A 16706-nucleotide genomic window follows, 5' to 3' on the forward strand; every position below is an offset into this window, starting at 1 on the left:
CGGCCGACGGCCCCCGCACACGACGGGCCGTGAACCGGCCCTCCAGGTCTTCGTCCGTGCTGTGACCAGACGGTCGGGCTCGTACAAAGGGCCTCCCGGGCGGACGGCCCCGAGCCGCCCGCTGAGATCCGACACCCGTGGTTCGGGTGTCGACCTGTTTGCCTTATGCCCTCGAAGATGCGCCGCCATGCAAATAAGCGGAACGACGCACGAATGAACTCCTCGTGAAGAGGGGGCACCCGGGTGACCGGAGAGGTGTGTCCTCAGCCGCCGTAGCGGCGGTGGCGGGCCGCGTAGTCGCGCAGCGCGCGCAGGAAGTCGACCTTGCGGAAGGCCGGCCAGAAGACCTCGCAGAAGTAGTACTCGGAGTGGGCCGTCTGCCAGAGCATGAATCCGGACAGCCGCTGCTCCCCGCTGGTGCGGATGACCAGGTCCGGGTCGGGCTGGGCCTTGGTGTACAGGTGGCGGCCGATCATCTCGACGTCGACGGACTCGGCGAGGTCCTCCATGGAGGTGCCCCGGTCCTGGGCGTCGAGGAGCATGGAGCGCACGGCGTCGGCGATCTCCTGCCGGCCGCCGTAGCCGATGGCGACGTTGACGACTATCCCGTCGACGTGGGCGGTGGCCTCCTCGGCCTCCTTGAGGGTGGCCTGCATGACCGGAGGCAGCAGGTCCATGGTGCCGACGTGGTGGACGCGCCAGCGGCCGTCGGAGGCCAGGGTGCGCACGACGTCCTCGATGATGCCGAGGAGCGGGACGAGCTCTTCCTGGGGCCGGTCGAAGTTGTCCGTGGAGAGCAGCCAGAGCGTGACGACCCCGACGTCCGTCTCGCTGCACCAGCCGAGGAACTCCTCGATCTTGTCCGCGCCGGCCCGGTGGCCCTGGGCGGTGGTCGAACCGGCGGCCTTCGCCCAGCGCCGGTTGCCGTCCATGATGACGCCGATGTGCTTGGGCACCTGAGCGGGGTCCAGGCGGCCCTCCACCCGGCGTGCGTACAGCCTGACCAGCAGGCCACGCAGCTTGTCGCGCAGGTTCACGTGTTCGTCAGCCCCTCCGTATGGACGGACAGGCGCGGCCGGGGGCGTTCCCTGTCCGTGCGGCGGCCTGGTCCGTATGGCGGTCCCCGGGGGCGAAGCCTACCCCCGGCGATCCCAGCGTCCCTCAACAGGGCGCTGTGCGCGCCCTGGTGGGTCGGATGCGGTGGGCAAAGAAAACGGGCCGGTCCGTGGGGGGGAGACGGACCGGCCCGAGGGGGGGTTTCCACCATAACCCTTCGTAAGGGCTGCTGTGTGCCCAGACGCGACAAAACTACTCTCCGAAGTCACGCGGCGACGCATGGAGAGCGTGCGGGAACCTTGGAATCCGTCATTCCGCCCCTGATCATGACCGGATCTCGACGGAATCGACGACAAAAGGGCAGGCTCCGATGAGAAGCGAAGAAGCTCCGCCCTTTGGGGGTCGCACGGCGTGTTGCCCCGAATCCCTCCCAGGGGCGACCCGCCCGCGAACGCCCGCTTGACGCCGGCGGCACCGCCCCGCACCGACCCCCCGGGCCGGGCGGATACCGCCATCAGGGGTCGCACGCCACGCAGTCCCCTCCACCACGCGGCACCGACCGCGCGACTTTGCTCACGCGAATTCCCTTGGTCTGAACTTTACGTGCGCTGAAAGGGTGACGCGAGGGGCAGGCGGTAACGATGTGAAAACAGGCACCCCGGTCACGCGTTCACCCCGCCCTGCGGGCCTCGAAGAGGTGACGTGTGCTGTGCGCCACGAACGGTCCGCGCGACTCGATCCGTTCGTGCAGAGCCCGCAACCGGGGCTCGTACGCCTCGACCGTGAACCCGGGGACCATCCAGACGACTTTGCGCAGGAAGTGCACGACGGCGCCGATGTCGTGGAACTCCACGCGGAGCCGTTCGGCGCGCAGGTCGACGACCTCAAGACCGGCCGCCCGCGCGTCGGCGCGCTCGTGGTCGGGGTGGCGGCCCTCGCGCGACTCCTCCGGTCGGGGGCCGAGGAAGTACTCGACGAGTTCGAAGACGCTGCCGGGTCCGACGTGCTGCGCGAAGTAGGTCCCGCCGGGCTCGAGGACGCGTGCGATCTCGCCCCAGTGGGGGCGTACGGGGTGCCGGCTGACGACGAGGTCGAAGGCCGCGTCGGCGAACGGCAGCGGCGCGTCCTCCGGCGAGTCGACGACCACGACGCCACGCGGGCGGAGCAGTGCGGTCGCCCCGGCCACGTTCGGCGGCCAGCCCTCGGTGGCGGCGAGCAGCGCGGGCGTGGCCGCGGCCCGCCCGAGCGCGAAGTCGAGGACCTCCCCACCGCCGGTCTGCACGTCGAGCACGGCGCGGGCCCCGGCCAGCCGGGCGGCCATCGAGACGGCGTACCCCCAGGAGGGCCGCTGTTCCGTGGCCCGGCCCGCGAACCAGGAGAAGTCCCAGCCCTCGGTGGGAACGGCGGCACCCTCGGCGACGAGGTCCTCGAAGGAACGGCCGGAACGGTGCGGATGGTCTGCCATGCGGGTGATCCTGCCGGAACACGGTCGTCCGCCGCCTCCCCATTACGGGCCGGGCCCGTCCGCACCTGGCCGAAGGACAGCCCTTCCCTGCCCTCACGTCGCCGCGAACGCCCCCAGCAGTACCCCCGTCAGGGCCCCGCCGAGCATGAACGGCCCCAGTGCGATGGCCGACTTGCGGCCGGCCCGGCGCAGTACCACCAGACCCAGGCCGTAGCCGGCGCCGTAGAGCAGACCGGCGAAGGCGCCGACGACGAGGACCGGCCAGCCGTACCAGCCGAGGGCCGCGCCGAGCGCCAAGGCGAGTTTGACGTCGCCGAAGCCCATGCCGGCCGGATTGACCAGGAACAGCGCGAAGTACGCGGCGCCGAGGGCGAGTCCGCCGAGCAGGGCGGTGGGCCAGGAGCCCGCGGCGGCGGGCAGTGCGGCGGCGGCTCCGAGCAGGGCGGCGGTCGCGGCGGCCAGCGGCAGCGTCAGCACGTCCGGGAGCCGGTGCACACGGAGGTCGACGAGTGCCAGCAGCACGCCGACCGGCGCGGCGAGCAGCCAGACCGCCGCCTCGGGGCGGGGCCCGGTGGCGGCGGCGAGCGCGGCGCAGACGAGCGCGGTCACGACGGCGGTCACCCTGGCGCTCGGCCCGTACGCTCCGCATCCGGCCTCCGCGCCCGCGCAGCGGGCCCGGCCCACCCAGCCGCCGAACGCGCCGGTGATCGGATGCCCGCCCGGGCACCGGGCGCTCCACGACTCCCCGGCGCCGACCGACAATCGGTGAGCGGCCCGGGGCAGCAGCAACCCGGTCCCCGCGCCCCACAGCGCGGCCACGGCGGTCACAAGTACGCGCACCCCGGGACCCTAACCGCGGCGGGCGCGCGGGGCATGGGCCCGTGGACCCATGCGGGGCCCACCGCCCCGCCGATACGGTCGGTCGGCAGCGCACAGGACGCACGGGACGTGAAGGAATCAGAGGAGGGCGGCTCGGCATGGGACGACGCTGGCGCGACGGGCGGGGCAGGCTGATCGTGCACGGTGCGGCGCCGGTGACGGTCCCGCTGGAGCTGGCGACCTCCTACCGAGCCCGCACCAAGGGGCTGCTGGGCCGTGACGCGGTTGACGGCGCGATCCTGCTCTCCCCCGCCAACAACGTGCACACCTTCCGCATGCGCATCCCGATCGACGTCGCCTACCTCGACCGCGACCTGCGCGTCCTCACCGTCGTCACCATGAGTCCGAACCGGCTCGGCCTGCTCCGCCCGCGCTCCCGCCACGTACTGGAGGCGGAGGCCGGGGAGATGGCGGGGTGGGGGCTGCGGGCGGGGGTGCTGGTGACGGTGGAGGCCGGACAGAGGCCGGTGGAGGCCGAGTAGCGGCGGCATCCCGGGGCGTGGCGCGAGTGGTCACCGTGCGGCCTGGCGCCGCAGCCTCCGCGGCAGCGTCTCGTCGGCCGCCATGCGGTCGAGGGCCTCGCGGCCGTACGCCACGGCGCCGTGCCGGTGCAGCAACGCCACGGCCTGGTCCCCGGCGACACCGCACCGGGCGTACCGCTCGGCGAGCTCGAACGCCCACGGGGTGAGGAGGGCGTCGTCGTCGACGTACGTGCCCAGCCAGGTGAAGACCGCGCCGGCGATCCAGCCGCTGATCCAGGTCACCCACCGCGTAAGGAACCGTGCCGCCTCCTCGCCACCCGGTTCCCGCGGTACGCCGGGGATGCCGAGCAGCGCGCACTCGCGCATCGCCTCGGTCATCCGTTCCCTGGTGACCAGACGCGCGTAGGGCATCAGGTCCGCCATGACCTGCCGGACGTCCAGCCAGGCGGGCGGCCCCTCGTCCGCGTCGCCGGTCCAGGCGGGGCCTGGGACGGGCTCGGACACCGGTCCGGTCGGCGCGCAGGCCAGGAGAACCGCCCGCGCGCGGGTGGTGTTCTCCGCGTCCCCCGGAAGGCCGGCCGGCCACTGGAAGCCCGCGCCCCAGCTGTACGGCAGCTCCCGCACGGCAGAGGGCAGCAAGAGTTCCTCTCCGCGCGCCGGCTGCCTTCCCCGGGCTTCGTAGCCGGGGCGGCGCAGCACCAGGAGCCGGGAGCGGACGTAGGGACGGAAGTCCCGGACCGCGTCGTCGGTCACGAGTTCCAGCAGTGCCGCCTCCCCGCGCGGCCGGCCGAGGGCCAGGAGCAGCCGGACCGCCGGTTCCACCGCCAGGCCGACGCGGACGTAGGCCTGGGCGAGCCGGACCGCGTCGTCCTCGTGCCCGGCGGGGGCGCCGCGTTCGAGGAGGAAGGCGAAGGCGTCGGAGGCCAGGTCCTGCCGTACCGTGGTCGCCCATTCCGCGGCCGTGGTGCGGATCTGTTCCGGCGTCGGCGGCGCGGACACCGTGGGGATGCCCAGCCGGGACCACTCCGCCAGGACCCGGACCACGCCTTCCCAGGTGACGTCGGCGGTGGCCGGCATCAGCCGGGTCAGCCAGGCGTCCGCCTCGTCCAGGGTGTGGTCGCCCCGGTCGTCGTAGGCGTCCCGCAGCGCCTCGTCCCAGTCGTGCACGCTGTGCCGGTGCGGGGGCAGGGCCGCCCGCAGGACGTCCAGTGCCTGCTCCGCGCCGGCGGCCGGTAGTTCCGCCAGCGCGAGGGCCCGGCGGTGGGTCAGGTCGTTCCAGGGCGGCGGCAGCTCCCGCATCGCGGCGGGCAGCAGGTGATCGTCACGAGACACCCAGGTACTCCATCGCTTCCTTCGGGGTCGTCATCCTCTGCCAGTCCATCGTGCCCGCCGCCCTGCGCGCGTCGATCTCGGCCTGCATCCTGGCAAGCTGGCTCGGGGAGATGTCCTGTCCGGCGATCCGGACCGGCACGTTGTTCTTGGCCAGTGTGCTCGCCGGAGTGCCCGGCGGCCTGTATTTCACACCGTCGCGCTTGCCGGTCTTGTAACCGCTGAAGATGTTGCTCCACTTGTCGTTGGTCGCGATGTCGACCCGGACCGCGCGGCCCGCGCCGTCCTTGCCCTGCCACCTGGCCATGTCCTCGACCTGCCGCTCGAAGTCGGCCTTGATGGTGGCGTTGCCGGTGTTCTTGACCTCCACGACGTGGACCTTGCCGTCCTTCCCCTTGTAGAGCGTGTCGGCGTCATGGATGTCGGAGATGTCGACGCTCTCGCCGTTGCCGAGGTCGACCTTGGTCTTGCCGAAGTCCTTGCCGACCGCGGTGTGGACCGTGGTACCGGCCGCGGCCTCGGCGTCGGCGGCGTGCTGGACGGCGTTGAGCTCGGCCCGGGCCTGGGCGAGTTCGTCCGTGTTCTTCGCGTTGAGGATCTTGCTGGTGAGCGTCGACCTCGCCTCCTTGGAGACGTTCGGTGTCTTCGACAGCTTCTCGATCTCGTCCAGCGCCCGGGTCGCGTCCTTGGTGCCGATCTCCTTCTTGTCCGGATCGGGGTTGTCCTTGGCGCGGTCGGCGAAGTCGTCGGCGTTCTTCTTCGAGTGCGGCACGCCCTCGTCGTCGAGCGCCTTCTTCGCGGCTTCCTTGCTGTGCGCCAACTCGGCCGCACTCGCCGCGTGTTCCGCCTCGTCCGCCTGCTTACGGGCCTCGGCGGCCTCCTTCTTCGCCTCCTCGTCACAGCCCTCCTGGGCCAGGATCACGTAGCGGGGGCCGCCCGCGGCGAGGACGGTGGTTCCGGTGCCGGCGCCGCCCCCGGGTCCGCCGCCCCCGTACGGGATACGGCGGGCGGGCGCGGCGATGGAGCAGCCGGACTCACGGGCCTTCTTCTCGGCCTCTTCGGCCGCCTCGTCCGCCTTCTTCGCGGCCCGCTCGGCGCCCTCGACGTCACCCGCCTTGGCCGCCTTCCTGGCGTCCTCGGCCGCCTCGGTGGCCTTCTCCGTGAGCTTGCCCAGCTTGCCGAGCTTGCCGAGGTCGCCCACCTTCTCGACGACCTTGCCGGCGTCGTAGCCGGGGATGAAGAGGGAGCCGATGTTCCAGACGACATGGGAGACGGCGCGGGTCTTCTGGCCGTTGTTCCAGTCCTCGGCCACGTCGTCGCCGATGAACATGTCCCACAGGACCGTCCCGCCGGTGTTGAGAGAGGCCCCTCCCCAGTCCCGGAGGGCCCCGAAGTAGTCGCCGTCCGACCACTTCTTCCCGGCGTCCTTGGAGTCCTCCATCCAGTCGTGCCCGAGTTGCTTGCCGTAGTCGGCGATCCCGCTGAGGGTGTCTCCCGGGTTCGTGACCATGTCCCAGATCCCGGTGACGTCCCCCCAGATCCCGTCGACGAAGACGCCCTCACCGACCTGCTTGAGCTGATCACCGGCACACCCGAAGAAGGCACCGAACCCGGAGAAACAGCCGTCGTCCTTCTTCTCGTCGGGGGCGGGGGTGTTGTCGGTGTCGGTGTCGTCGGATTCGGTGGTGGGGGTGTCGTCGGTGGTCTGGTCGCCGCTGTCGGTGGTGGTGCCGCCGGCCGCGGTACCACCGGTCGTACTGCCGCCGGTCGCGGAGCCACCACCCGTGCTGTCCGCGCCGCCACCGGATGTGCCACCACCAGTGCTGTCACCGCCACCGCTGGTGCCGCCGCTGCTGTCGGTACCGCCGCCGGTCGTGGCGCCGCTGGTGTCGCGGGAGGCGTGGGTGTCGCCGGAGGCATGGGTGTCGGTGGCGCTGCCCGCCGGCGCCGCGCAGCCCATCCCCGCGACCTTGCAGACCTGGGCCTCGATGCTCGTGAGGATCTGCGTGCCGAGACCGCTGACCACCAGCGCGAGCACGATGGCGACGACGATCGCGACCAGGCCGGCGTACTCGACCGCGGTCTGCCCCTCGTCCCTCCCCCGCCACCGGATCATCCGGGCGAGCGAGAGGGGACGGCGCTCGGCCCGCGCCGGAACGGGGAGTTCGTACCACTGCCGGGTCTCGGACTGGAGCAGGAAGTAGAGGATGAGGAGCGGCAGGAAGAGCTGGATGCCGCCGCGGGCCGAACCCGCGGTGAGGTTGGCGAGTCCCCCGAGGATCAGCCACACCTGCACGCCGATCAGCGCCCACCGGATCCGGCCCCCGCCCTCCCAGCTACGCCGGGCGAGCCACCAGCCGAGCACTCCGGGGGCGGCGGCGTAGGCGACGAGGGCGACGACACCGCCGTCGAGGGCGCCGTACGACCCGGCCGTCAGCAGCAGACCGATCCCACCGAGCACGGTGGCGACGAACAGTGTGTGCACGAGCACCAATGCCGCCGACAGCGACCGTGGCATGTGCCCTCCCCCCGGTTGGCGCACGACTCCAACCGAGGCTAGGAAACGCCCGCCTGCCCGGCATGGGCCCGGAGACCCAAAACGGACACCCAATCAGCGCGGGGGCGTCGCGGCCCGCTCACGCTGGATACGCACGGGCGCCCTCCCTCGGCAGGACCGCCCACATCCGCGTGCCACCGCCGGGCTCGCGGGCGCCACCGAAGCCCCAGTCACCGCCGCACGCCGGACCACACACAGGTTCGCGTCATCGCTCGACGCCGCGGCGTGGATGAGGCCGGAAACCTGCTTGTTGCCGCCCATCGCCAGTAGCGTAGGTGCGTCGAGTACGTAGTGTTCGATCACCTGGCTCAACCGGATGACTCCGTCCCGGCAGGAGCAGCCCGGTGAGCTGCGGCGGCTTCACGCATCTTGCGCCGCATTTCGGCTGATTCCTCGTCCGTCACGTAATGCCCGAACCGTTCGGCAAGCACGGCGCGAGTGCGCTCGGCCCGGTCCTTGATCTGCTCCGGAGTCAGGGTTTGAGCAGCTATTTCCTGCATAAGGCGACGCAGGCTGATCCCCCGCGCCTCAGCCACGGCAGCGAGCCGGTCACGAACTTCGGCGGGCACGCGAATCATGACATCGGACATACCGAAAGAATGCGTCGCGTATACGTCCGACAGAGCGCCCCAGTCCTGAGGGAGGCGCGGTGCGCCCTCATGCGGGTCTGGAACGGCCGGATCAGGCAGCGTGATCGCCGAACCCCACAGTGTTGTGACCGCCAGAGACAACACGCAGTGCCACTGTGACATCGAGCGCCCCTGCCAACCTGACCAACAGGTCCGCTGTGAGGGGAAGCATCCCGCCCAGTTCGATGACCTCGACCTCGTCGGCAGTCATCCCCAGGCGCTCACCCAGTGCCGCCTGTGCCAAGCCCAGCGCCGTACGCCGGTCGTACACCAGCTGTCCAAGTTCGTGCGCCAGTCGGATCTGCTCACGCTCCGCAACCACCTCAGGGGGTTCCTCATACCCCTCGGCAGCCTTCCGCGCCCGCGCCAGCTTCCAGCGGGTGTGGTTCACAGCTCCTCCCAAAACTCGCGAGTGAACTCGTTGTACGCGGGTCCATGCTCGGCCTCACACAGCTCTTTCGCCAGCTTGGCACGCTTGACCTCCGCTTCCTCCCGCATTCTGGTCTTTCTGAAGACCGTGAGCAGGACGATTCGTCGACCGGGTGCCAGCCAGTATGTGAGCCGCATCGTGTTGCCATCCAGAACGAACCGAAGCTCACGCACCCCTTCTCCCAGGCTACGAGAATGAGGCTCGCCCAAGGTCGTCGGAAACTCGGCGAGAAGCTCGGCTTTCTCCTCGACCTGGCGGTAGCGATGCGGAGGAAGCGACGTGAGCCAGGCCCTCACCTCCGGCTCCAGTTCGATCACGTAGGACTCGATCACGCCGGGACCGTAAGTGGTGCGGCACCCCGCTCGACTGGCTTTCGAGCCGTCGTCACTCATTCGTGTGGCCACCCACCAGGTATGCGCGGGCACCCTTCCTCGGCAGGACCGCCCACGTCCGCGTGCCGCCGCCGGGCTCGCGGGCGTCACCGAAGCCCCAATCACCGCCACACGCCCGGACCACACAGGCCGACAGGCGCAGCGCCGAGCGGCGGCGGGCGTCGCAGGCGGCGGCAAGGCGAGGGTGCTGGTGGCGGGGGTGCGCGTCGTAGAGGACCACACGGAGGGCTTGCTCGCGGTAGCGGAGGCATACGTACACCTCCGGCGAGATGGTGAAACGGCAGGCACAGGCGACGAGTTCGCTCGCCACCTGCACAGCCGCGTCAGCCATGTCGGCGAGGCCGTGCGCGTCGAGGACCGTGCGGATCGTCGCCCTGACGACCGCCGGAGTCTGCGGCGCGGCCGGGAGCGTGAGGCTGTACGTGAGGGATTCCGGGGTGGGGGGTGCGGGCGGCAGGTCCGTGGCGATGTAGGGCAGGCAGGCGGAGGTCATGCTGACGGACATAGCAACTCCCTTGAACGCATGGGGTGGTTGTCCCCCGCACGCACGACGGTGGCCTGTCACCCGGACCTGGCGTGGCATGGGTGATGCACTTCCGTGGGGGCGGAGGGTCGTAATCGACCTGTCACGGACTGTAGGGGAATTTTTGGCACGTGTGCCACCATGTTGAATACATTGCCTCCCATTGAGTTGGATCCGTGAAGCGAGGAGCGGCAGACTGTGCACGACTGGGAGGAAGGTGCACATGCCGACACGGACGACACCGACTGAGCGCCAGCGACGCCTGGGTTCCGAGTTGCGCAGGATGCGGCTCGCGGCGGGCAGGACCACCGAGTACGCAGCGGGCCTGCTCGGACTGGACCGCACCAAGGTGTCCAACATGGAGTCAGGCGTCCGGGCCACTTCTCCCGAACGGATCCGGATACTCGCCAGCAACTACGACTGTGCCGATCAGGCGTACACCGAAGCACTGGTCGCCATGGCCGAATCCGGCAAGCGTGGCTGGTGGGAGCAGTACCGCGGCAACCTTCCTCAAGGGCTTTTGGATGTTGCCGAGTTGGAGTGGTTCGCCCAGGGCCTGCGGACCCTGCAAACCGTGCACGTGCCCGGACTCCTCCAGCTGAGCGGTTACGCCCGGGCCGTCTTCAACTCGGCACTGCCGCCGCTTCCCAAAGCAGAAGTCGAACTACGGGTGGCCCAGCGCGTACAGCGGCAACAGGCCCTTGAGCGGCAGAACCCCGTCGAGTACGTCGCCTACGTTCACGAGTTCGCCCTGCGCATGCAGTTCGGCGGCAGACGCACAACCCGGGAGCAGCTGCAGCACCTGTGCGAGATGTCCGAGCGGGACAACGTGGACGTGAGGATTCTTCCCGTCGAGGTTGGCGCCGTTCCCGGCGCGGGGCACGCAGTGCTGTATGCCCACGGCGCCGTTCCCCAACTGGACACCGTCCAGTTGGACTCCGCCCACGGCGGAGAGTTCACTCACGCGGAGGCCCAGCTCGCCAAGTACCGTGCGCACATGGACTGGTGGCACGCCAAATCCCTGGACTCACAGGCTTCGCGCGACTTCATGCTCACCATCGCCCGCCAACTCTGAGGAGCAGCAACCGTGGCAGAGATCGTCTGGGAAGAGCCCTTCTGCGCCGAAGGAAACAACTGCTTCCGCATAGGAACCGACACCGAAGGCAACGCCTACATCGCCGTTACCGGGCAGGAGGACCGCCCCCTGACCGACAGCCGCGAAGCCCTCCGCGCCCTCATCCGGGAGATCAAGGCGGGAAGGGCCGATCACCTGCTGTAGAGCAGGCGGTGAGAAGGTCTGCGCCGTGGCCGTGTGACTTTCCGGGCTCCGATCCGGCCTTGCCGGCCGTGGCACGGAACGGGCCCCGTGCCCGGTCGCAAGTCAGCTCTGGATGCGGGGGAACGTGACCTCCACTCGGCGGTTCTTCTTGCGGCCGTCCTCCGTGGAGTTGTCCGCGATGGGGTACTGCTCGGCGTAGCCGCGCACGTCGAAGGTGATGTTCGAGTCGTTCAGCTCCTGGGAGAGGATGTCCTGGACGGCGTTGGCGCGCTGCTTGGACAGGACCACGCCGTGCGCGTGTGTGCCGAGGTTGTCAGTGAAGCCGAAGACGCGGACCTGGCTCGGCTTCTGCTTCTTGATCTCCTGCGCGATCGTGTCGATCCGGGCCTTCGCCTGACTGCTCAGTTTCGCGCTGTCCTTGGCGAACAGCACCTCGGCCTGGAGGGCGAACGTCACGTCCGTGTTGGTGTCCTCACGGCGTTCCTCACCGCCCTGCTCCTCGACCACCGACTTGATGTCCAGCACCTTGGGCTCGGCGAGGGTGGCCCCCTCGGGCAGCTTGAGGTCGGGATCGCTCGGGTCGACCTTCACGGGGGCGGAGGCGGACGGCTCGGTGCCCGGGGGCACGCTGGGACCACTGTCGGCACGGGCGACCACGGCACCGTAGAGGTTCGCGGCAACCATGACACCGGCGGCGGTGAGGGCCAGGGTGAGACGGGTGGGGGTCATCGGGGCCTCACCCGGAGATCTTGATGGTGGCTTCGGCGAACGTCGGGAGCTGGAAGCTGACCTCGTCCGTGCTGGCTGGTGGCGCCGGGAACTGCAGGAAGATGGGGATGGTGTCGCCAGACTTGATCGTCTGTACACCGGTCGTGGTGAGCGGTCGCCCATCGGTGTCCCGCAGCACGTAGTAGCGCTTCTTCTCCTTGGAGTCCACGAGAGTGGCACCGCCGAAGGACCTACCGTTCTTCATAATCTCGGTCTCATTGCCCGTGAGCTGGGATGAGAGCACCGCCGTCTTGCTCCCGTCGTTCTTGAGATCGGCGTTGATCGTGACGAACCCCCCAGAGTCACGTTTGGCAGCTGTGATTTTCAGGATCAGGCCGCTCGGTCCCCTGAGTTCGGCAAGGGGCCCGTCGTCCTGTCCTTCCTGAGTACTCGGCTTGGATCCACCACCTTTGGTGGCGGATGCCGACGCATCCGGCTTCTTGTCGTCGCCGCCGCAACCGGCCGCACCGAGGGCCAAGCCGGCCGCCACGGTCAAAGCGACCAACCCCCTACGGGCCTTCGCAGTGAACCGAATGCTCATCACGCTGCTTCCTTCGTCACTCGTCGTTCGCTTGTCAGTCGGCCAGGTGGACGTCGAAGAGGTCCTCGGGGCGTGGCAGACCCGTGAGATGGTGCGGATCGAGGTCCCAGTACCTGTTCTTGCAGATGAGTCGAGGGAGTACATCCTTGGGCTCGGAATCCTCGAGGGGAGGGTCGAATGCGCACAGCGGCTTGATGACAGCGCTGGCATGCGCCTTGGAGTGCTTGTCCTCGGTGCCGGGAACGATGGACTTCCCGACCGGCTTGTCGGTCTGGACGTACACCGTGTACCTCAAGAAGGACGGCTGGCAGCCGTCGACGTGGGCTTCGTTCCGCTGCGCGAGTTGGTACGCGCGCCAGCAGCCGTTCATCTCAGCCGCCCTGCCGTCCAGGAGGTCCTGCCACTTGGTCGGATCGAGCACGGTGGCGACCCACTTGCCCGCGAGCTGGTCCCGGGTGTCCTGCGCCGCCGCCAGGGCAGCCGCATCCGCTGCCGTCTGCGCGCCGTTTCGGTTGGCCGCCGCCTGGCCGACCGCCAGGTATGCGAACGCGAGAAAGAGCAGGCCCCCCACCACCGTGATGTAGATGGGAAAGGCCTGCCCTGCGTCGCCGTACCTGCGCGGGCGCGTCACCCGCCGGTGACCTCGGAGATCTTGGTCGTAATCGCGTCGAAGATGGACTTCCCGATGTCCGTCCCCGTGATCGCCAGCACGATCGCCACCACCACCGCGATGATGCCCAGGTACTCGACCGCGGTCTGCCCCCGGTCGTCGGCGCGGCGGCGCAGCGACTCGGCCGTGGTGTTCTTCCAGCCGTTCACGCGGACCTTGGTCGCGACCGCGGTCTTCAGCATCAGGTCGGTCATGGTGTTCCCCTCCGGGTTCGGTCTCGGTGCCGCTTGCGACACCGGAAACGTATGCCGGAACACCCCGCTCGCCAGAGGGTCCCCGGACCCAATCCCGGGCCCAAAGCAAGACCCGGGCCCGCCTCCCCCGCACCGTCGCCATCACGCCTCACCCCAGCCCTCGTGACGAACCCGGTGCCGTGCCGAGCCACTTGGCGGCGGCCTCGGAGCGGCTGGTGCTGTGGAGCTTGGCGAAGATGCGGTTGATGTGGTTCTTGACGGTCTTCTCGCTGATGAAGCAGGTGGCGGCGATCTGCTGGTTGGTCATGCCGGACGCGATGAGGTCCATGATCTCCGCCTCCCTCGCGCTGAGTTGGAACCTCGACCTGTCGACGGCAGCCGGACGGCCACCTGTCCATCCAGACGAAGACTGTCCCACAGATGGTTGCAGATGCGAAAGGGTTTTGGCGGTAGGTCCTGTTTCTTGCGACGTTGGGAAGGTGTGATCGTGTGCAATCGCATCTGCCGGCGGCTGGTCGCGGCGTAGTCGGGCCACCAGCGCGCCCGCCGCCGTAGGGGTGAAGTGGGCCCTGCCCTCCTTGACGTCACGTACGGCGGTGACGAGTTGGCCGGCCGTGAACTCGCCGTGGACCAGGTAGCCGCCCGCACCCAGGCGCAGGGCCTCCTGGACGATTTCCGACTCGCTGCTGTAGGTCAGCATCATCACCGGGGCGATCCGGACCAGGTACGGCAGGGCGGAGAGGCCGTCCACGCCGGGCATGCGGACGTCGAGCAGGACGACGTCGGGACGGTGCTGCTGGGCGGCCTCCCAGGCGGCGCGGCCGTCGGCGGCCTCCGCGACCACCGTGATGTCCGCGCGGCCGGAGAGCAGCGCCGTCAGGCCGGCGCGGACCACGGGGTTGTCGTCGGCCACGACGACGCGCAGGGGCACGGCCTGCGCGGGTTGTGGAAAGCCCTCGAAGGGGTTGGGAGTCGTCCGGTCCGGCACGGCGGCGGCCTCCTCTCTGGGTCGTGGAGCAGGGATGGTTCGTCGGGCGGTCATACGGTCGGTGTCGTCAGGGCTCCCAGGGGCAGTTCGAGGCGGACCTCCGTTCCCTTGGGGTGGGCGCCGCGGCCGATACGGATGCGGGCGCCGACCGAGGCCGCCCGCTCGACCATGCCGACCAGGCCGAAGTGGCCCGCCCGGCGGAGCTGTTCGAGGCTGGTGCCGGGCGGCAGGCCGCGGCCGTCGTCGTACACGCTGATCCGCAGCAGGTCGCCGTGGACTCCCGCGCTCACCTCCACGTGCGTGGGCGCCGCGTGCCGGTGGGCGTTCTCCATCGCCTCCGACGCGATGGTCAGGAGCTGACGGGCCACGGCCGGCGGCACCGGCGGCACACCCGGCTCGCCGATCGGGCGGTACGCGGCGCTCAGTCCGGTTCGGGAGGCGAAGTCGCGGGTGCGGGCGACGAGTTCGGCGAGTACGTCGGTGCCGTGGTCCGGGTCGTTCTCGCGGCGCAGGTCGGTCAGCAGCTCGCGCGCCTCGGCGGCCGCCCGGCGGGCCGAGCGGGCCACCAGTTCCGCCTGCTGCTTCACCAGAGCCGCGTCCATGCGGTCGGCGCCCGCCGAGCCCGCAAGACCGTCGGCGGCCATGGCCACGCCGTGCAGGGTCTTCGCCACCGAGTCGTGCATCTCGCGGGCCAGGCGGGCCCGTTCGGCACCGACCGCCTCGGTGACGGCGAGACGGGCCTGGACCGTGGTCAGCGCCCGGGTGGCCTCGCCGAAGCGGAGGAGCAGGTTGCGCACGGTGACTCCGGCCGCGCCCGCGATGACGCACAGGCCGGGGAGGAGGGCGGCCTGGGCCAGGTCCGGGGACAGTTCCTTGGAGCTGGTGGAGACGACGAGCAGGATCAGCGACTGGAGCGAGGCGAACAGGGCCGCGCCGCGCCAGCCGTACACGAGTCCGGCGAGCAGCGGGGTGCAGACACTGACGTAGGCCAGCGTGCTGTCCGGGCCCGCCGCGATCAGGAGGAGGGCGCCGAAGAGGGTGTCCAGGGCGAGGAGCGTGGGGTGCCGCAGGAGCAGGGGGCCGAAGCGTTCCCAGTCCCTGAACAGAACGTAGGAGCCCATGAAGGTGACGACCACCGCGGCGCTGACCAGGCGGGTGGCCAGTCCGGGGGCCGCGTTCACCAGGGCGACGGGGGCGGCGAGCGCGATCATCGCGAGGCGGAAGGCGAAGACGTGGCGGCACATCGCCTGCAACGCGCTGATCTGCAGTTTTTCTGCCTCGGGTGCCGATGGCTCCGCGGGTGCGGGTTGCGTGGTGGGCACCCGGTCCTCGGGCGGGTCCGGGTTCCCGCCCACGCCACTCGTGCGGCCGTCGTCGCCGGTTGCGGGTGGCCCCTGCGGGGACCGTTCGCCGTCGGCGGCAGAAGGTCCCTGCGACGGCTCCACCGGCTCCCACCCCGGCGGCAGCTCCGGCGTCACCGACGTCACCGGGATGTCCGGCGCGCCCGTGCGGACGTGGGCCGGCAGGACCGTGCCCGCCGGAGGGGTGGTGATCTCGGGGATTCTCGGGCGGCGGCGCAGCAGCCCGGTGCGTTCCTCCGTCGTCGCCATGTCCTCGCCCGCCCCCTACTTGCCCGTACCCGTGAGGGAGCCGAAGTCCACGCCCGAGCCGAGGATCAGACCCGCGCCGAGGAGGATCATCGTGGCCGGGACCATGAACGTGGTGATCATCATGGTGGCCTTGGGCACCGCGCGGGCGGCCTTGCGGCGGGCGTTCTGCGCGTCGGTGCGGCGCATGTCCTTGGCCAGGGCCACCAGCGTGTCGACGATGGGCGCGCCCAGTTCCTCGCCCTGCTGGAGGGCGGTGACGAACATGGCGACCTGTTCGGAGTCGTTCCTGCGCCGCAGCTCCGCGAAGGCCTGGCGGCGGCTCATGCCGAGGTCCATCTGGCGCAGGGTGATGCGCAGTTCGTCCGCCCAGGGGCCCGCGTACTTGTCGGCGACGCGGTCCAGGGCCTGGCGGAAGCCGAGGCCCGCGCTCACCACGACCGCGAGCACGTCGAGGAAGTCCGGCAGCGTCCGCTCGATCACGTCCTTGCGGATGCGGATCGCCGACCAGATGCCGACCTCGGTCCAGAAGGCGCCGAAGGCGAACAGGAGCAGGGCCATGAAGAGCTGGCCCCGCAGGAGGAACACGAGTCCGCCGAGGCCCCCCAGGAACCCGTAGACCGCGCGCCGGGCCGCGTAGCGGTCGATCGTGAGGCCGCCGGGGTTACCCGCCAGGTCGATCCTGCGTCGGTACTTCGCCACCCTCTTGGGGCCCATCAGACGCAGCACGGCGGGGGCGTAGCGCATGCCGAGGCGGTCGACGAGGGAGTCGACCGCGCCTGTGCGGGTGGAGCCCACCTCCAGGGCCAGCGCCAGGTCGCCGGGCAGCCGGGCCTCTGCGCGGTACATGCGGATGCCGGCGAAGACGCCCCATACGCCGAGGCCCATCACGAGTGCGAGCAGCAGTGCCATCCCTC

The 16706-nt window shown here is 70.3% G+C and carries 19 protein-coding genes; 3 read left to right on the forward strand and 16 right to left on the reverse strand.

Features of this window, described 5'->3' with window-relative positions; translation table 11 throughout:
• Positions 1-263: 263 nt before the first annotated feature.
• The 3 genes from ACIOWN_RS28580 to ACIOWN_RS28590 all read right to left on the reverse strand — a co-directional run bounded on the left by ACIOWN_RS28580 (position 264) and on the right by ACIOWN_RS28590 (position 3361).
• A complete protein-coding gene (locus tag ACIOWN_RS28580; RefSeq protein ID WP_362346210.1) occupies positions 264-1037 on the reverse strand; it encodes an isoprenyl transferase in 774 nt (257 codons plus the stop codon).
• A 689-nt stretch (positions 1038-1726) separates the two neighbouring features.
• Positions 1727-2521: a methyltransferase domain-containing protein gene (locus tag ACIOWN_RS28585; protein WP_362346212.1), complete on the reverse strand. Its 795-nt coding sequence runs from the start codon at positions 2519-2521 to the stop codon at positions 1727-1729.
• A gap of 93 nt (positions 2522-2614) precedes the next feature.
• A complete protein-coding gene (locus tag ACIOWN_RS28590) occupies positions 2615-3361 on the reverse strand; it encodes an A24 family peptidase (RefSeq protein ID WP_362346214.1) in 747 nt (248 codons plus the stop codon).
• Between the two features lie 137 nt (positions 3362-3498).
• On the opposite strand from ACIOWN_RS28590, the gene ACIOWN_RS28595 reads away from it, so the two are divergent.
• Complete coding sequence (locus tag ACIOWN_RS28595) at positions 3499-3882, forward strand: DUF192 domain-containing protein (protein ID WP_362346216.1); 384 nt, start codon at positions 3499-3501, stop codon at positions 3880-3882.
• A gap of 30 nt (positions 3883-3912) precedes the next feature.
• Here the strand turns inward: ACIOWN_RS28595 and ACIOWN_RS28600 are convergent, their stop codons facing one another.
• The 6 genes from ACIOWN_RS28600 to ACIOWN_RS28625 all read right to left on the reverse strand — a co-directional run bounded on the left by ACIOWN_RS28600 (position 3913) and on the right by ACIOWN_RS28625 (position 9724).
• Entirely contained in the window at positions 3913-5214 is a 1302-nt protein-coding gene (locus ACIOWN_RS28600) for a hypothetical protein (protein WP_362346218.1), read from the reverse strand.
• A complete protein-coding gene (locus ACIOWN_RS28605) occupies positions 5204-7729 on the reverse strand; it encodes a hypothetical protein (protein WP_362346220.1) in 2526 nt (841 codons plus the stop codon). The genes ACIOWN_RS28600 and ACIOWN_RS28605 overlap by 11 nt, the downstream gene beginning before the upstream one ends.
• A 347-nt stretch (positions 7730-8076) precedes the next feature.
• Positions 8077-8358 carry a hypothetical protein gene (locus ACIOWN_RS28610; RefSeq protein ID WP_362346222.1) on the reverse strand — a complete coding sequence of 94 codons (282 nt, stop codon included), beginning with the start codon at positions 8356-8358 and terminating at the stop codon, positions 8077-8079.
• A gap of 91 nt (positions 8359-8449) precedes the next feature.
• Positions 8450-8788, reverse strand: coding sequence for a helix-turn-helix domain-containing protein (locus ACIOWN_RS28615; protein WP_362346224.1), 339 nt, complete (start codon positions 8786-8788; stop codon positions 8450-8452).
• Positions 8785-9159 (reverse strand): type II toxin-antitoxin system RelE/ParE family toxin, encoded by a 375-nt coding sequence (locus ACIOWN_RS28620; RefSeq protein ID WP_362346226.1) that lies wholly within the window; start codon positions 9157-9159, stop codon positions 8785-8787. The genes ACIOWN_RS28615 and ACIOWN_RS28620 overlap by 4 nt, the downstream gene beginning before the upstream one ends.
• A gap of 52 nt (positions 9160-9211) precedes the next feature.
• Positions 9212-9724, reverse strand: coding sequence for an ATP-binding protein (locus tag ACIOWN_RS28625; RefSeq protein ID WP_362346228.1), 513 nt, complete (start codon positions 9722-9724; stop codon positions 9212-9214).
• A gap of 241 nt (positions 9725-9965) precedes the next feature.
• On the opposite strand from ACIOWN_RS28625, the gene ACIOWN_RS28630 reads away from it, so the two are divergent.
• On the forward strand, positions 9966-10817 hold the full coding sequence (locus ACIOWN_RS28630; protein WP_362346230.1) for a helix-turn-helix transcriptional regulator: 852 nt from the start codon (positions 9966-9968) through the stop codon (positions 10815-10817).
• 12 nt (positions 10818-10829) lie between these two features.
• The gene (locus ACIOWN_RS28635; protein ID WP_362346232.1) at positions 10830-11021 is read left to right on the forward strand and encodes a hypothetical protein; all 192 of its coding nucleotides are present in this window, start codon (positions 10830-10832) and stop codon (positions 11019-11021) included.
• 102 nt (positions 11022-11123) lie between these two features.
• On the opposite strand, the gene ACIOWN_RS28640 is transcribed toward ACIOWN_RS28635, so the two are convergent.
• From ACIOWN_RS28640 to ACIOWN_RS28670, 7 genes are all read right to left on the reverse strand, one after another.
• A complete protein-coding gene (locus ACIOWN_RS28640; RefSeq protein WP_362346234.1) occupies positions 11124-11750 on the reverse strand; it encodes an OmpA family protein in 627 nt (208 codons plus the stop codon).
• 7 nt (positions 11751-11757) lie between these two features.
• Complete coding sequence (locus ACIOWN_RS28645; RefSeq protein WP_362346236.1) at positions 11758-12330, reverse strand: hypothetical protein; 573 nt, start codon at positions 12328-12330, stop codon at positions 11758-11760.
• Between the two features lie 34 nt (positions 12331-12364).
• Positions 12365-12961: a pilus assembly protein TadG-related protein gene (locus tag ACIOWN_RS28650; protein ID WP_362346238.1), complete on the reverse strand. Its 597-nt coding sequence runs from the start codon at positions 12959-12961 to the stop codon at positions 12365-12367.
• On the reverse strand, positions 12958-13194 hold the full coding sequence (locus ACIOWN_RS28655) for a Flp family type IVb pilin (protein ID WP_234375832.1): 237 nt from the start codon (positions 13192-13194) through the stop codon (positions 12958-12960). The genes ACIOWN_RS28650 and ACIOWN_RS28655 overlap by 4 nt, the downstream gene beginning before the upstream one ends.
• Before the next feature lie 148 nt (positions 13195-13342).
• Positions 13343-14182 carry a response regulator transcription factor gene (locus tag ACIOWN_RS28660; RefSeq protein WP_362346240.1) on the reverse strand — a complete coding sequence of 280 codons (840 nt, stop codon included), beginning with the start codon at positions 14180-14182 and terminating at the stop codon, positions 13343-13345.
• 50 nt (positions 14183-14232) lie between these two features.
• Entirely contained in the window at positions 14233-15792 is a 1560-nt protein-coding gene (locus ACIOWN_RS28665) for a histidine kinase (RefSeq protein ID WP_401983700.1), read from the reverse strand.
• Between the two features lie 15 nt (positions 15793-15807).
• Positions 15808-16701 (reverse strand): DUF5936 domain-containing protein, encoded by an 894-nt coding sequence (locus ACIOWN_RS28670; protein ID WP_326803877.1) that lies wholly within the window; start codon positions 16699-16701, stop codon positions 15808-15810.
• Positions 16702-16706 lie beyond the last annotated feature (5 nt).

This window comes from Streptomyces sp. NPDC087787, from assembly GCF_044743035.1.
Classification (GTDB): domain Bacteria; phylum Actinomycetota; class Actinomycetes; order Streptomycetales; family Streptomycetaceae; genus Streptomyces.

What these genes read in the sequence shown, in the direction of transcription:
- ACIOWN_RS28585 (WP_362346212.1), bottom strand. Translation starts at nt 2,521, where the DNA reads ATGGCAGACCATCCGCACCGTTCCGGCCGTTCCTTCGAGGACCTCGTC.
- ACIOWN_RS28595 (WP_362346216.1), top strand. Translation starts at nt 3,499, where the DNA reads ATGGGACGACGCTGGCGCGACGGGCGGGGCAGGCTGATCGTGCACGGT.
- ACIOWN_RS28605 (WP_362346220.1), bottom strand. Translation starts at nt 7,729, where the DNA reads ATGCCACGGTCGCTGTCGGCGGCATTGGTGCTCGTGCACACACTGTTC.
- ACIOWN_RS28610 (WP_362346222.1), bottom strand. Translation starts at nt 8,358, where the DNA reads ATGTCCGATGTCATGATTCGCGTGCCCGCCGAAGTTCGTGACCGGCTC.
- ACIOWN_RS28625 (WP_362346228.1), bottom strand. Translation starts at nt 9,724, where the DNA reads ATGTCCGTCAGCATGACCTCCGCCTGCCTGCCCTACATCGCCACGGAC.
- ACIOWN_RS28630 (WP_362346230.1), top strand. Translation starts at nt 9,966, where the DNA reads ATGCCGACACGGACGACACCGACTGAGCGCCAGCGACGCCTGGGTTCC.
- ACIOWN_RS28640 (WP_362346234.1), bottom strand. Translation starts at nt 11,750, where the DNA reads ATGACCCCCACCCGTCTCACCCTGGCCCTCACCGCCGCCGGTGTCATG.
- ACIOWN_RS28645 (WP_362346236.1), bottom strand. Translation starts at nt 12,330, where the DNA reads ATGAGCATTCGGTTCACTGCGAAGGCCCGTAGGGGGTTGGTCGCTTTG.
- ACIOWN_RS28655 (WP_234375832.1), bottom strand. Translation starts at nt 13,194, where the DNA reads ATGACCGACCTGATGCTGAAGACCGCGGTCGCGACCAAGGTCCGCGTG.
- ACIOWN_RS28665 (WP_401983700.1), bottom strand. Translation starts at nt 15,792, where the DNA reads ATGGCGACGACGGAGGAACGCACCGGGCTGCTGCGCCGCCGCCCGAGA.
- ACIOWN_RS28670 (WP_326803877.1), bottom strand. Translation starts at nt 16,701, where the DNA reads ATGGCACTGCTGCTCGCACTCGTGATGGGCCTCGGCGTATGGGGCGTC.